Here is a 13,003-nt window from a genome sequence, read left to right as displayed (position 1 = left end):
GCACGGGCCCGGCCCCTCCACTCTCCGCCGTCGTGGTCAGGACCGCAGCGAGAGCACGATCCCGTCCAGGATGTCGTGCTCGCTCGCCCAGGCCTCGGTGACGCCCGCGACCTCGGCCACCCGCTCCAGGACGGTGCTCCACAGCAGCGCGCCCGCGCCGATCACGTCCACCCGTCCCGGGTGCATGAACCCCCGCTCGGCGCGTTCGGCCCGGGTCGCCGCCACGAGGCCCTCCGCCGCCGCGCGGGACTCGGCGATCGGCAGGCGCGCACCGTGGATGGCCTCGGGCTCGTACGTGCTGAGCCCGAGGGCCTCGGCGGTCACGGTGGTCACCGAGCCGGCCACGCCGACCACGCGCGCCACGCGTTCCAGCGGCAGGCGGGCGGCGGCGTCGTCGAGGAGACGGAGCGCGTCTGCGCGGGCCGCGGTGACCTCATCCGACGTCGGGGGGTCGGAGCGCAGATGACGCTCGGTGAACCGCACGCAGCCCATGTCCAGGCTGACCGCGCCCACGACCTCGCCCGCGGGCGTGCCGACGACCAGCTCGGTGGAGCCGCCGCCGAGGTCCACGACGAGCACGAGGTCCTCCGGGCCCAGGTCCGCGGTCTCGACGGCGGAGACGGCGCCCGGGAAGGACAGGCCGGCCTCCTCGGCGCCCGAGACGACCTCCGGCTCGACGCCGAGCCGCTCCCGGACGCCGTCGACGAACGCGGCCCGGTTGGAGACGTCCCGGCTGGCGGAGGTGGCCACGAACCGGACCCGGCCGGCGTGGTGGCGCTGGACCAGGCGGGCGTACTCGTCGACCGCCGCGAAGGTGCGCTCCAGCGCGGCGTCGGAGAACGCGCCGGTGGCGTCCACGCCCTCGCCCAGGCGCACCACGCGCATCTCGCGCACGACGTCGGCCAGCGGCGCCGCCGGGTCGGCCCCGGCGCCGGTGGTCTCGTCCGTCCCGGCCGGCCGGGAGATCAGCAGGCGGATGGAGTTCGTGCCGCAGTCCACGCCGGCCACCGTGACCTCCTTGAGCGCGGCGACGCGTTCGAGGTGCCTCACGTGCCGGGACAGGTCCTTCGTGGGCACCGCCGCGGCCTCGTCCCACGCGCCCTCGCACGCGCAGACCTCGGGCGTCCACCACGGGGCCACCAGGGCGATCGCCTCGTCCCCGAGCGGGTTCACCCCCGGCCCGGCCGCGAGCGCGTGGCCCACGAGGGCGTGCAGGCACTTCACGCGCTCGGGCATGCCGCCGGCCGAGACCCCGGCGATCTCCGGGACGGGCCCCGTGCCGGCCTCGGCCCCGACCCGGTCCCGCTCGGCGATGTAGGCCTCGTGCGCGGCGCGGTGCGCGGCGGCGAGCACGGGGTCCTGGGCGAGGCGGTCGTTCATGCGCGCCATCTCCCCGTCCGCCTCCACGCGCGAGACCGCCGCCGTCAGCACGGGGTGCGTCAGGTAGAAGGTCGTGGGGAACGGGATGCCGTTGGAGAGGCGCGGCGCGGTGGTCGCCACGAGGGGGTTGCCGCACACGCAGCGGGCGCCGATCTCCACGACGTCCCGGACCGGGCGGCCGAGCTGGCGGGACAGGGTGTCCAGGTCCTTCTCGGTGACGGTGCGGTCCTGGGCGGGGCGGGGGCTGACGGTCATGGTGTCCTCGGGGGTGCGGGGGTGGTGCGGGCGGGGGCGGGACGCGGGACTCACTCGAGCCCGGCGCGGACGGCCGAGTCCCACAGGCCCTCGGCCCACGGCAGGCGGGTGTTGACGGTCTCGTCCGCGCCGGCGGCGGGCGTGTCCTCGGCCTCGGTGTCGGTCTCGGTCTCGGAGGGCCGCCCCGTCACGGAGTACAGGGTCTCCCCCGGCATGACCAGCTCGAGACGCTCACGCGCCTGCTGGGTCACGTAGGAGGGATCGTCCCACAGCTGGATCCGCCGCTCGTAGTCCTCGCGCTGAGCCTGCATGGCGGCGATCTCCTCGCGCGCGGCCGAGATCTCCAGCTGCTGGTTCAGGAACGCGCGCAGAGTGGGCGCCACCAGGACGGCGGCCACCAGCAGCACGGCGACGACGATGAGCGCGCGGCCCGTGATCTGCCGGGCCGGCACCGGCTCCGGCAGCGGGGCCCGACGGCGGGCGGCCGTGGCGGCGGCCGATGCGGCGCGGCGGGGGGCGGGCCGGGGCCGACGCCCGGCCGGGCGGGCCGGCGCCGTCCGGCGCGGGGGTGCCGACGGGGACGCGGGGGCGGCGGTGTCCTCGGCGGGGGCCGTGTCGGCCCGGTCCGCGTCCGGGTGCCCGTCCAGGTGTCCGTGGTGACCGGCCTGGCGGCGCTCCTGGACGCTGTGCAGGTCGATGACCTCGGCGTCCGTCGCCGCGGGCGTCGGCGTGGTGGCCTCAGGGGTCGGCGTGGGCGCGTCCGCCTGCGGGGAGGCCGTCGTCGGGGCCGCCGGGGCCGCGACGGCGGGCCGGCGCGGGGCGCCCGTCGTCGGGTCGACACGGGGCACGCGGGGGCGGCGCGGACTCATCGCGGACTCCTTCGGACGCGTGGCGGGGACCCTCACAGCCTACTGCCCGCCCCTGGCAGGCTCCTGGCCGCCCCCGGGACGGGCGCGGGCCCGCCCGGAAGGATCCGAGCGGGCCCGCGCGTCGTCGTCGGGACGGTCAGCCGCGGAAGCGCGGGAAGGCGGAGCGGCCCGCGTAGACGGCGGCGTCGGCCAGGTCCTCCTCGATGCGCAGCAGCTGGTTGTACTTGGCCACGCGGTCCGAGCGGGCCGGGGCGCCGGTCTTGATCTGGCCGGCGTTGGTGGCCACCGCGAGGTCCGCGATGAACGTGTCCTCGGTCTCGCCCGAGCGGTGCGAGATCATGCAGTGGAACATGTGGCGCTGGGCCAGGGAGATCGCGTCGAAGGTCTCGGTCAGGGAGCCGATCTGGTTGACCTTCACGAGCAGGGCGTTGCCGGCCTTCTCGTCGATGCCGCGCTGCAGCCGCTCCACGTTGGTGACGAACAGGTCGTCGCCCACCAGCTGGACGCGATCGCCCAGCTGCGCCGTCAGGTGCTGCCAGCCGTCCCAGTCGTCCTCGTCGAGCGGGTCCTCGATGGAGACGATCGGGTAGTTGTCCACCAGCTCGGTGTAGTAGGCGGCCATCTCCTCGGCGGAGCGCTGCTGGCCCTCGAAGGTGTAGGAGCCCTTGTCGAAGAACTCGGAGGAGGCGACGTCCAGCGCCAGCGCGATGTCCTCGCCCAGGCGGTAGCCGGCCTTCGTCACGGCCTCGGCGATGAGGTCCAGGGCGGCGCGGTTGGACTCCAGGGACGGGGCGAACCCGCCCTCGTCGCCCAGGCCGGTGGACAGGCCCTTCTCCTGCAGCACGGACTTCAGGGCGTGGTAGACCTCGGTGCCCCAGCGCAGGGCCTCACGGAAGGACGGGGCGCCGATCGGGGCGATCATGAACTCCTGGATGTCCACGTTGGAGTCCGCGTGGGCGCCGCCGTTGAGGATGTTCATCATCGGCACGGGCAGCACGTGGGCGTTCGGGCCGCCCAGGTACTTGTAGAGCATGAGGTCGGAGGCCTGCGCGGCGGCCGCGGCGACGGCCATGGACACGCCCAGGATCGCGTTCGCGCCCAGCTTGCCCTTGTTGGGGGTGCCGTCCAGGTCCCGCATCGCACGGTCCACGGCGCGCTGGTCCGCGGCGAACTCGCCCTCGAGCTCCTCCGCGATGCCCTCGACGGCGGCGACGGCGTCCAGCACACCCTTGCCGCCGTAGCGCTTCTTGTCCCCGTCACGGCGCTCGACCGCCTCGAACTCGCCGGTGGACGCGCCCGAGGGCACGGCCGCGCGGCCCAGGGAGCCGTCGGTCAGCAGGACCTCCACCTCGACGGTGGGGTTGCCGCGCGAGTCGAGGATCTCGCGAGCGTGGATGGCGTCGATCAGGGCCATGGACGGGTCTCCTTCAATCGAAGTCGGAAGTCGTGCCCGCGGCGTGGACACGGCCTCAGCCTAGCGGGGACCTCAGGTTCCGGTCGGCCGCGCGCCGGCGACAAGACCGCCGTTCCCCCCTGCTGCGATGTCGCTGGGGCGCGGTCGGGACTGCGGCCGGGCCGGAGCGGCGTCGCGTCAGCCGGACGGACGCAGCGCCGACCAGTCCCCCGCACGCACCCGGGCCACCGTGGTGCGCAGGGCCCGTTCGGGGTCCAGCCCCGCCGCCCGGGCCCGACGCACCAGCGCGAACAGCTCCGCCCCGAGCGCGGCCTCGCCCGGCCACACCGCCGCCGGGCGCTCTCCCGCCTCGGCGGCCGGCGCCGGGACGTGCGCGGCGAGCGGGTCCGGCTCCTGCCGGGCCGCGCGGTCGACCACCTTCGCGGCGGCGGCCAGCGCCGGCAGCCGGGCCGGGATGCCGCCGACGTCGAGGCCCGGGCCGGTGCCGCCGTCGCCGTGGGCCGGGGCGGCGGACGAGAGCCCCGCGGCGGCCCGCTCCTGCGCCTTGACCCGCTCCCAGGCCAGCTCGACGGCCTCGGGCGTGACGGCGGCGAGCTCCTCGGCCGGGCGCAGGCCGCCCTCGGGAGTGAGCACGAGCGGGTTGCGCCGGATCATCTTGGCGGTGAGGGCGTCGGCCGCGTCGTCCAGGCGGAACCCGGCCGTCTCCGCCGGGGCGCCCGGCGCCCGGGAGACGGCGGCGTGCAGGACCACCTGGAACAGGACGTCCCCGAGCTCGGCGGCCAGGGCGGGGTACGCGCCGTCGGCCCGACGCGCGGGCACGTCGGCCCACGCGGCGGCGTCGCGGGACTCGATCTCCGCCACCGCCTCGTACGCCTCCTCCACGAGGTACTCGGCGAGGTCGGCGTGCGTGAGCGCGGCCGTCCACGGGCAGTGGTCGCGCAGGGCCTCGACCACCGCCACCAGACGGTCCACACTCGCGCTCACGGGCGGATCAGTCGTCCTCGTCCTCGTCGTCCAGCTCTTCGAGGACCGGGCCGACGGCGTCGCCGGAGATGACCTCGCCCCAGCCGGCCACGAGGATCTCGGCGAGGTCCTCGCGCTCGTCCACGGACAGGAAGGCGGCCTCGGCAGCGTTGAGCTGCAGGTCCAGCAGCTCGGAGAGCGAGTAGCCGAAGGTCTCGGCGAGCAGGTAGAGCTCGTCGGTCAGGGACACGTCCGAGACGAGCCGGTTGTCCGTGTTCACGGTGACGCGGAAGCCGAGCTGCACGAGCAGGTCGATGGGATGGCCCGCGATGCCCGCCGCGGCGTCCACCGCGCCGGTCTGCAGGTTCGAGGACGGGCAGACCTCCAAGGCGATCTGCCGGTCCCGCACCCACGCGGCGGTCTCGCCCAGGTCCACGATGCCGGTCAGCTCGTCCAGCTGCTCGCCGTCCTCGTCCACGCCGCCGTACTCCACCGAGATGTCCTCGGCCAGGCGCACGCCGTGGCCCAGGCGCAGGGCGCGGCCGTCCACGAGGGCCGAGCGGACGGAGTCCAGGCCGTCGCCCTCGCCCGCGTGCACGGTGACGGGCAGGTGGTGGGCGGCCAGCCACGTGAAGGTGTCGGCGAAGCGGGAGGGCGGGAACCCGGCCTCGGCGCCCGCGATGTCGAAGCCCACGACGCCGGCCTCGCGGTGGCGCACGGCCAGCTCGGCGATCTCCTGGGCCCGGTCGGCGTGCCGCATCGCGGTGACCAGCTGGCCCACGCGGATCACGTGGCCCGCGGCGTCGGCGGCCTCGACCGCCTCGTCCAGGCCGGCCTGCACGGCCTCGACGGCCTCGTCCAGGCTCAGCCCGCCGGCCAGGTGCTGCTCGGGGGCCCAGCGGATCTCGCCGTAGACGACGCCGTCGGCGACCAGGTCCTCGACGAACTCGCGGGCCACGCGGCGCAGCTGCTCGCGGGTCTGCATCACGGCGGTGGTCAGGGCGAAGACCTGCAGGTACTTCTCGAGGGACTCGCCGTTGGCGTGCTCGGCGATCCACTCGGCCAGGCCCTCGACGGTGTCCGCGGGGACCTCGACGCCGGCCTCGCGGGCCAGGTCGAGGACGGTGCCCACGCGCAGGCCGCCGTCGAGGTGGTCGTGGAGGGAGACCTTGGGCAGGACGGCCAGGTCGACCTCGAGCGGGGAGGGGGATGCGGTGTCCGGAAGCTGCGTCGTCGTCACGGGCGTCACTCTACGGCAGGGCGCTCAGCGCAGGGCCTCCTGCTCGGCCAGGGTGAGGCCCTTCACCCCGGCGCCCAGCCGGCGGCGCAGCAGGGCCTTGAGCAGACGGTCCAGCAACAGGCCCACGAGCGCGGCACCCGTCACGGAGACCGCGATCTGCAGCACCGGGTTCTCCAGCCACCCCGCGGTCAGGCGCGCGATCATGATCGAATACGCGGCCCAGCTGGCCGTGGAGAGCAGGTCCAGCGCCACGAACCGCACCGGCGGATAGCGGGTGGCGCCGGCGGTGAAGTTGAGGGCCACGCGGCCGCCGGGGATGAACCGGGCGGTGAACAGCAGCAGCGCGCCGTGACTGTGCAGGTGGTGCCGGGCGACCTCGACCGTGGCCCGCACCCGCCGCAGCCGCATCCACCGGAACCGCTCCACACCCACGGCACGGCCGATCCCGTACGCGGCCACGTCCCCCAGGAACGCGCCCGCGAAGCCGACCCCCCACAGCGCCCACAGGGAGAACGGGTGCCCGTCGCGGACGATCGCGCCGAGGGCCACCAGCACCGACTCCGACGGGAAGATCGGCACGATGCCGTCGAGCAGGCACAGCAGCAGCGTCAGTGGCAGGACCCACCACTGCGCGGAGGCGTGGAGGATCGCCTCCTCGAGCCACGCGAGCATCCGGTCAGCCGATCCGGTCCAGGATCACGGAGCGCTCGCGCAGGGTCCGGGCGGCGGCGTCGTCGAGCTCGCCGACGGCCCAGCCGCCGGCGAGCGCGGCCTTCGCCCGCTCGAAGCGCTCCGGCGTGTCCGTGTGGAGGGTCAGCACCTTCTGACCCCGGGCCACGCGCTCGCCGGGGCGCACGTGCACCTCGACGCCGGCCGCGGCCTGGACGGCCTGGCCCTGCCGCTCCCGCCCGGCGCCGAGGCGCCACGCGGCCAGGCCCACGGCCATCGCGTCCAGCTCGGTGAGGACGCCGTCCGTCTCCGCGACGACGTCCTCGCTGTGGGCCGCCGTCGGGAGGGCCGCGCGCGGGTCGCCGCCCTGGGCCTCGATCATCCGGTTCCACACGTCCATCGCCCGGCCGTTGGCCAGGTGCTCGGCCGGGTCCACGTCCGTGACCCCGGCGCCGGCGAGCATCGCGGCGGCGAGCGCCACGGTGAGCTCCACGACGTCGGCCGGGCCGCCGCCGGCGAGCACCTCCACCGACTCGCGGACCTCGAGGGCGTTGCCGGCCGTCCGGCCCAGGGGCACGGACATGTCCGTGAGCAGCGCCGAGGTGTCCACCCCGGCGTCCCGGCCGAGATCCACCATGGTCCGGGCCAGCTCGCGGGCGGACGCCTCGTCCTTCATGAACGCGCCCGAGCCGCACTTGACGTCCAGCACCAGGGCGCCGGTGCCCTCGGCGATCTTCTTGGACATGATCGAGGAGGCGATCAGCGGGATGGCCTCCACCGTGCCGGTGACGTCACGCAGGGCGTACAGGCGCTTGTCCGCCGGGGCCAGGCCCGAGCCGGCCGCGCAGATCACGGCGCCCACCTCGGAGAGCTGGCGCAGCATCGCCTCGTTGCTGAGGTCGGCCCGCCACCCGGGGATCGCCTCGAGCTTGTCCAGGGTGCCGCCGGTGTGCCCGAGGCCGCGGCCGGACAGCTGCGGCACCGCCACCCCGAAGGAGGCCACGAGCGGGGCCAGCGGCAGGGTGATCTTGTCCCCCACGCCGCCGGTGGAGTGCTTGTCCGCGGTGGCCAGGGGGCGGCCGTCCGGGGTGGTGAGCCCGCCGAAGTCCATGCGCTCACCCGAGGCGATCATCGCGTCCGTCCAGCGGGCGATCTCGGCGCGGTCCATGCCGTTGAGCAGGATCGCCATGGCCAGGGCGGACATCTGCTCGTCCGCCACCACGCCGCGGGTGTACGCGTCCACCACCCAGTCGATCTGCTCGGGGGACAGCGTCCCCCGGTCCCGCTTGGTGCGGATCACCTCGACGGCGTCGAAGGGCTCGGCCTGCGGCTGCGCGGTCATGGGGTTCTCCTCGGAGGACGGCTGCGACGGTCAGCCTCCGACTCTAGCGAGCGGGCCCGGGAGCGCGCCGCAGGTCAGGGACGGTCCGCCCGCTCCAGGTCGGCCGGGCCGAAGGCGTCCGGCAGCACCGCGTCGATCCCCCGCTCCCCCGCCGGGGTGAGCAGCACGAGCCCGGGGGCGCGGAACTCGTACAGCAGCTGGCGGCACCGCCCGCAGGGCATGGTGAGCACGCCCTCGCCGTCCACGCACACGAACGCGGCCAGTCGGCCGCCCCCGCCCATGCGCAGGTCGGCCAGCAGCGCGCACTCGGCGCACAGGGTCAGCCCGTAGGACGCGTTCTCGATGTTGCAGCCCGAGACGAGGCGGCCGTCGTCGGTGAGCGCGGCGGCGCCCACCCGGAACCCCGAGTAGGGCACGTAGGCGTGCTCCGTGGCGGCCAGGGCCGCGGCCCGCAGCCGGTCCCAGTCCACGCGCGGCGCCGTCGTCGTGTGCTGCCCGTCCGCCACGGCTACTCCTTCACGTACGGCACGCCCGAGGCGGCCGGGCCGCGCGAGCGGCCCACGAGGCCGGCCACGGCGAACACCGTGACGAGGTACGGGAGCATCGCCATGAACTGGCTCGGCACCGGGGTGCCGAGGATCGCCAGGACGTACTGCATGTTGGTGGCGAAGCCGAACAGCAGCGCCGCGAAGAACGCGCCGATCGGGTTCCAGCGGCCGAAGATCACGGCCGCGAGCGCGATGAAGCCCTGGCCCGCCGTCATCTCCTTGGTGAAGGACGACGCGGAGACGAGCGTGAAGAACGCCCCGCCCATGCCGGCCACCGCGCCGCCCAGCAGGACGGCGGCGTACCGCGTGCGGTTCACGTCGATGCCCACGGTGTCCGCGGCCTTGGGGTGCTCGCCCACGGCGCGCACGCGCAGGCCCCAGCGGGTGCGGAACAGGGCGAACCACAGCGCGATGACGAGCAGGTACATCGCGTAGCCCAGGATCGTCTGGTTGAACAGGATGGGCCCGAGCACGGGGATGTCCGCCAGGCCCGGGATCCGCAGGTTCGGGAAGTGCGGCGGCGCGTTGAGCTCGGTGTCCCCGCCCGTGAGGACGGTGGAGTACAGGAAGCTCGTCAGGCCGGCCACGAGCACGTTGAGCACGACGCCGACGATCACCTGGTTGACCAGGTACTTGATCGAGAACACGGCGAGCAGCCAGGACACGAGGACGCCGGCCACGATCGCGGCGGCCAGGCCCGCCCAGGGCGAGCCGGTGGCGGTGCCGACGACGGCGGCCGTGAACGCGCCCGCCAGCAGCTGACCCTCGATCGCGATGTTCACCACGCCCGAGCGCTCGGCCAGGATGCCGGCCATCGAGCCGAAGATCAGCGGGACGGCCAGCGCGAACGAGCCGGCGATCAGGCCGGTGAGGAACACGGTGGTGTTGTCCGCCGAGCCGATCACCCAGATGAGGAACGCGGCCACGAAGGCGACGGCGAACAGGGCCGCGGCCCAGCCGGGGGTGCGCCCCGAGCGCAGGGTCGCCAGCCAGGCCACCGCGGTCAGCAGCGCCATGAGCCCGACGAGCAGCCAGCCCCCCAGCACGGGGTCGGCGGTCAGGTCCGGGAGCACGACGGCGTCGGACGCGTTCGAGAGTCGGAAGGTCGCCGCCGCCTCGGGGGCGCCGAGGGCGAAGACGGCCAGGGCCAGCAGGGTCAGGATCGTCAGGGCGATCGGGGTGGTCCAGTGCCGGACCACGACCCGGGCGGGCTCGGCGGCCTCGGGGCGGACGACGTCGGCGTGGGGCCGGGCGGCGGTCGCGCTCATCGGGCGTCCCCCTTCTGCTCGTGCGGGCGGTGGGTCGGGGCCGTGTCCGTGGGTGCAGTGGTCGGAGCCTGCGGGTCCGCGACGGCGGCGGTCGCGGCCTCCTGGACGCCCGTGGACGGGGCGGCGGCGTGGCCGCCGGCGCCGGTCAGCGCGGCGCCGGCCACGGCGGGCTGGGTCACGGAGTCGGCCGCGCGGCGGGCGCGCGCGGCGCCCGGGGCGGGCAGCCGGAAGATGGCGCGCACCAGCGGCGGGGCCGCGATGAGCAGCACGATCACGGACTGCACCACGAGGACGATGTCGACCGGCACCCCGGTCTCGGTCTGCATGGTCACGCCGCCGGCGCGCAGGGCGCCGAAGAGCAGGCCCGCGAACAGCACGCCCACCGGGTGGGACCGGCCGAGCAGCGCCACCGTGATCGCGTCGAAGCCGAAGGACCCGGCCACGGAGGTGTTCAGCGTGCTCTCCGTGCCGGCCACGTGGGTGGCGCCGGCCAGGCCGGCGAGGCCGCCGGAGATCGCCATGGCGGCCAGGTAGGAGCCCTTGACGGAGATGCCGGCCGTGCGGGCGGCGTCCGGGTTGGCGCCCACGGCCCGCAGGCGGAAGCCGAGGGTGGAGCGCTGCATCAGCCACCACGTGAAGAGCACGGCCAGCAGCGCGACGAAGAAGCCCCAGTGCAGCCGGAAGTCGGTCCCCAGCAGCCGCGGGAACATGGCGGAGCGGTCCAGCGGCGCGGACACCGGGTTCGTGGTGCCGGGCGCCCGCAGGACGGGGGTGTTCAACAGGTAGGCGAGCAGGTTCACCGCCACGTAGTTGAGCATGATCGTGAGGATCACCTCGTGCGCGCCCGTCCAGGCCTTGAGCACGCCGACGACGGAGCCCCACAGCACGCCGCCGAGCACGCCCATCACGACGACGAGCAGCAGGTGCACGCCGGCCGGCAGGTGCAGGTGCACGCCGAACCACGCGGCGAACATGGCGCCGAAGATGAACTGACCCTGGCCGCCGATGTTGAACAGGCCCGCCCGGAAGGCGATGGCGATGCCCAGCGAGATGATGATCAGCGGGGTCGCCACGGTGAGGGTCTCGGTGAGCGGGTAGAGCATGCCCGTCGCGTCCGAGGCCCGGTAGTTGAAGACGGCGCCGCGGAACAGGGCCGCGAAGGCTCCGGCGAACGCGGCCCAGGCGGCGGAGAGCAGGTCGCCCGGGCGGGCGAAGAAGTAGCCGGCGGCGTCGCGGACGTCCTCGTCCACGGCGATGATCAGCAGGCCGGAGATCAGCAGGGACAGCAGGATCGCCAGGGCGGTGACCGTGCCGTTGCCCGAGAGGATCCGGCGCAGGGCGGAGTCGGCGGGGGCGGGCCGGGCGGCCGCGTCGGACGCGGGGGCCGGGCGCTGCGGGGCGGCGGTGCTCACGGGCGCTCTCCTTCCGTGGTGGGGTGGGCGGCGGGCGCCTCACCGGCGGTGCCGGGCGTGCCCGCGGCGACGTCTGCGCCGGAGGCGAGGGCCGCGTCGTCGGGGGTCTGGCCGGCCATCATGAGGCCGAGCGTCTCGCGCGAGGTGTCCCCCGGCACGATGCCGACGATCCGCCCGTGGTACATCACGGCGATCCGGTCCGCCAGCTCGAGGACCTCGTCCAGCTCGGTGGAGACGATCAGCACGGGGGTGCCGGCGTCGCGCTCGGCGATGATCCGGTCGTGCAGGAACTCGATCGAGCCGACGTCCACGCCGCGCGTGGGCTGCGAGGCGATGAACAGGCGCAGCCCGTCCACGAGTTCGCGGGCCATGACGACCTTCTGCTGGTTGCCTCCCGAGAGGGAGGAGACCGGCAGGTCCACGCCCTGGGTGCGGACGTCGAACTCGGCCACGCGGCGCTCGGCGAGCGCCCGCACCGCGGCGGGGCGCATCTGCACGGCGTTGCCGGCCGGGGCGACGTCGTACCGGTTGAGCACCATGTTCTCCGCCACGGAGAACGGGCCGACGAGCCCGTCCGTGGAGCGGTCCTCGGGCACGAAGCCGACGCCGGCGCGGATGATCTGGCGGGTGGACCGGCCGATCAGCTCCCGGCCGTCCAGGGTGACGGAGCCGGTGGCCTTGACCAGGCCCATGATCGCCTCGGTCAGCTCGGTCTGCCCGTTGCCCTGCACACCGGCCACGGCGAGGACCTCGCCCTGGCGGACGGCGAAGGACACGGCGTCCAGCAGCACCTGGCCCGTGGGCGAGACGACGGAGAGGTCCTCGACGCGGAACGTCTCCTCCCCCAGGGTCGGGGCCGTCTTGCGCCGCTCGAGGACGACGTTCCGGCCCACCATGAGGGCGGCCAGCTCGGCGGCCTCGGCGGAGGGCTCCGCCGTGCCGACCACGCGGCCGCGGCGCAGCACGGTGATGTCGTCCGAGACGGCCTTGACCTCGCGCAGCTTGTGGGAGATGAACACGATCGCCGTGCCGTCCGCCCGCAGCTGCCGGATGATGCCGAGCAGCTCGTCGGTCTCCTGGGGGGTGAGCACGGCGGTCGGCTCGTCCAGGATGAGGATGCGCGCGTCGCGGACGAGGGCCTTGATGATCTCGACGCGCTGCTGCACGCCCACGGGCAGGTCCTCGACGACGGCGTCCGGGTCCACGTCGAAGCCGTACTGCGCGGAGATCTCCCGGATCCGCCGGCGGGTGGCCTCGAGGTCGAGCACGCCCAGGGCGCGGGTGTGCTCGTCGCCGAGGGCCACGTTCTCGGCCACCGTGAAGACGGGCACGAGCATGAAGTGCTGGTGCACCATGCCGATGCCCGCGCGCATGGCCTCGCCGGGGCCGGAGAACCGGACGGGCTCGCCGTCGAGCAGGATCTCCCCCTCGGTGGGCTCGTAGAGCCCGAAGAGGACGTTCATCAGGGTGGACTTGCCGGCGCCTTTCTCGCCGAGGAGGGTGTGCACCCGCCCCGACTCCACGGTCAGGTTCACGTCCTCGTTCGCGGCGAACGAGCCGAAGCGCTTGGTGATCCCGCGCAGTTCGAGCCTCATCGAGGGCCTTCCGTCTGGTCGATGCTCGTGGTGCCGCGCTCGGCGGCG

Annotated in this window: 11 protein-coding genes; all 11 read right to left on the bottom strand. The window is 74.7% G+C overall.

Going from position 1 to position 13,003, the window contains the following annotated elements; translation table 11 throughout:
* Positions 1 to 36 precede the first annotated feature (36 nt).
* A complete protein-coding gene (locus tag AUV08_RS12410; protein ID WP_061866921.1) occupies positions 37 to 1,635 on the bottom strand; it encodes a DUF501 domain-containing protein in 1,599 nt (532 codons plus the stop codon).
* Positions 1,636 to 1,685: 50 nt separating this feature from the next.
* Positions 1,686 to 2,504 (bottom strand): septum formation initiator family protein, encoded by an 819-nt coding sequence (locus AUV08_RS10030; protein ID WP_002856544.1) that lies wholly within the window; start codon positions 2,502 to 2,504, stop codon positions 1,686 to 1,688.
* A 136-nt stretch (positions 2,505 to 2,640) separates the two neighbouring features.
* Positions 2,641 to 3,918, bottom strand: coding sequence for a phosphopyruvate hydratase (gene eno / locus AUV08_RS10025; protein ID WP_002856553.1), 1,278 nt, complete (start codon positions 3,916 to 3,918; stop codon positions 2,641 to 2,643).
* 177 nt (positions 3,919 to 4,095) lie between these two features.
* Positions 4,096 to 4,902 carry a MazG nucleotide pyrophosphohydrolase domain-containing protein gene (locus AUV08_RS10020; protein WP_061866923.1) on the bottom strand — a complete coding sequence of 269 codons (807 nt, stop codon included), beginning with the start codon at positions 4,900 to 4,902 and terminating at the stop codon, positions 4,096 to 4,098.
* A 7-nt stretch (positions 4,903 to 4,909) separates the two neighbouring features.
* A complete protein-coding gene (locus tag AUV08_RS10015; protein ID WP_036384864.1) occupies positions 4,910 to 6,121 on the bottom strand; it encodes an adenosine deaminase in 1,212 nt (403 codons plus the stop codon).
* A gap of 24 nt (positions 6,122 to 6,145) precedes the next feature.
* Complete coding sequence (locus AUV08_RS10010) at positions 6,146 to 6,793, bottom strand: DedA family protein (protein ID WP_061866924.1); 648 nt, start codon at positions 6,791 to 6,793, stop codon at positions 6,146 to 6,148.
* Positions 6,794 to 6,797: 4 nt separating this feature from the next.
* On the bottom strand, positions 6,798 to 8,132 hold the full coding sequence (locus AUV08_RS10005; protein ID WP_061866925.1) for a thymidine phosphorylase: 1,335 nt from the start codon (positions 8,130 to 8,132) through the stop codon (positions 6,798 to 6,800).
* A 74-nt stretch (positions 8,133 to 8,206) separates the two neighbouring features.
* Positions 8,207 to 8,638, bottom strand: a complete 432-nt coding sequence (locus AUV08_RS10000) for a cytidine deaminase (RefSeq protein WP_010079337.1) — start codon at positions 8,636 to 8,638, stop codon at positions 8,207 to 8,209.
* Positions 8,639 to 8,640: 2 nt separating this feature from the next.
* Positions 8,641 to 9,948 carry an ABC transporter permease gene (locus AUV08_RS09995; RefSeq protein ID WP_061866926.1) on the bottom strand — a complete coding sequence of 436 codons (1,308 nt, stop codon included), beginning with the start codon at positions 9,946 to 9,948 and terminating at the stop codon, positions 8,641 to 8,643.
* Entirely contained in the window at positions 9,945 to 11,360 is a 1,416-nt protein-coding gene (locus AUV08_RS09990) for an ABC transporter permease (RefSeq protein WP_061866927.1), read from the bottom strand. The genes AUV08_RS09995 and AUV08_RS09990 overlap by 4 nt, the downstream gene beginning before the upstream one ends.
* Positions 11,357 to 12,955, bottom strand: a complete 1,599-nt coding sequence (locus AUV08_RS09985) for an ABC transporter ATP-binding protein (RefSeq protein ID WP_061873230.1) — start codon at positions 12,953 to 12,955, stop codon at positions 11,357 to 11,359. Before AUV08_RS09985 ends, AUV08_RS09990 begins: the two co-directional genes overlap by 4 nt.
* Between the last annotated feature and the right edge of the window lie 48 nt (positions 12,956 to 13,003).

Origin of the sequence: Micrococcus sp. CH7, assembly GCF_001595485.1 — a bacterium.
GTDB lineage: Bacteria > Actinomycetota > Actinomycetes > Actinomycetales > Micrococcaceae > Micrococcus > Micrococcus luteus.
Note: the sequence above shows the minus strand (reverse complement) of the source record. Positions and strands in the feature narration are given on the sequence as shown.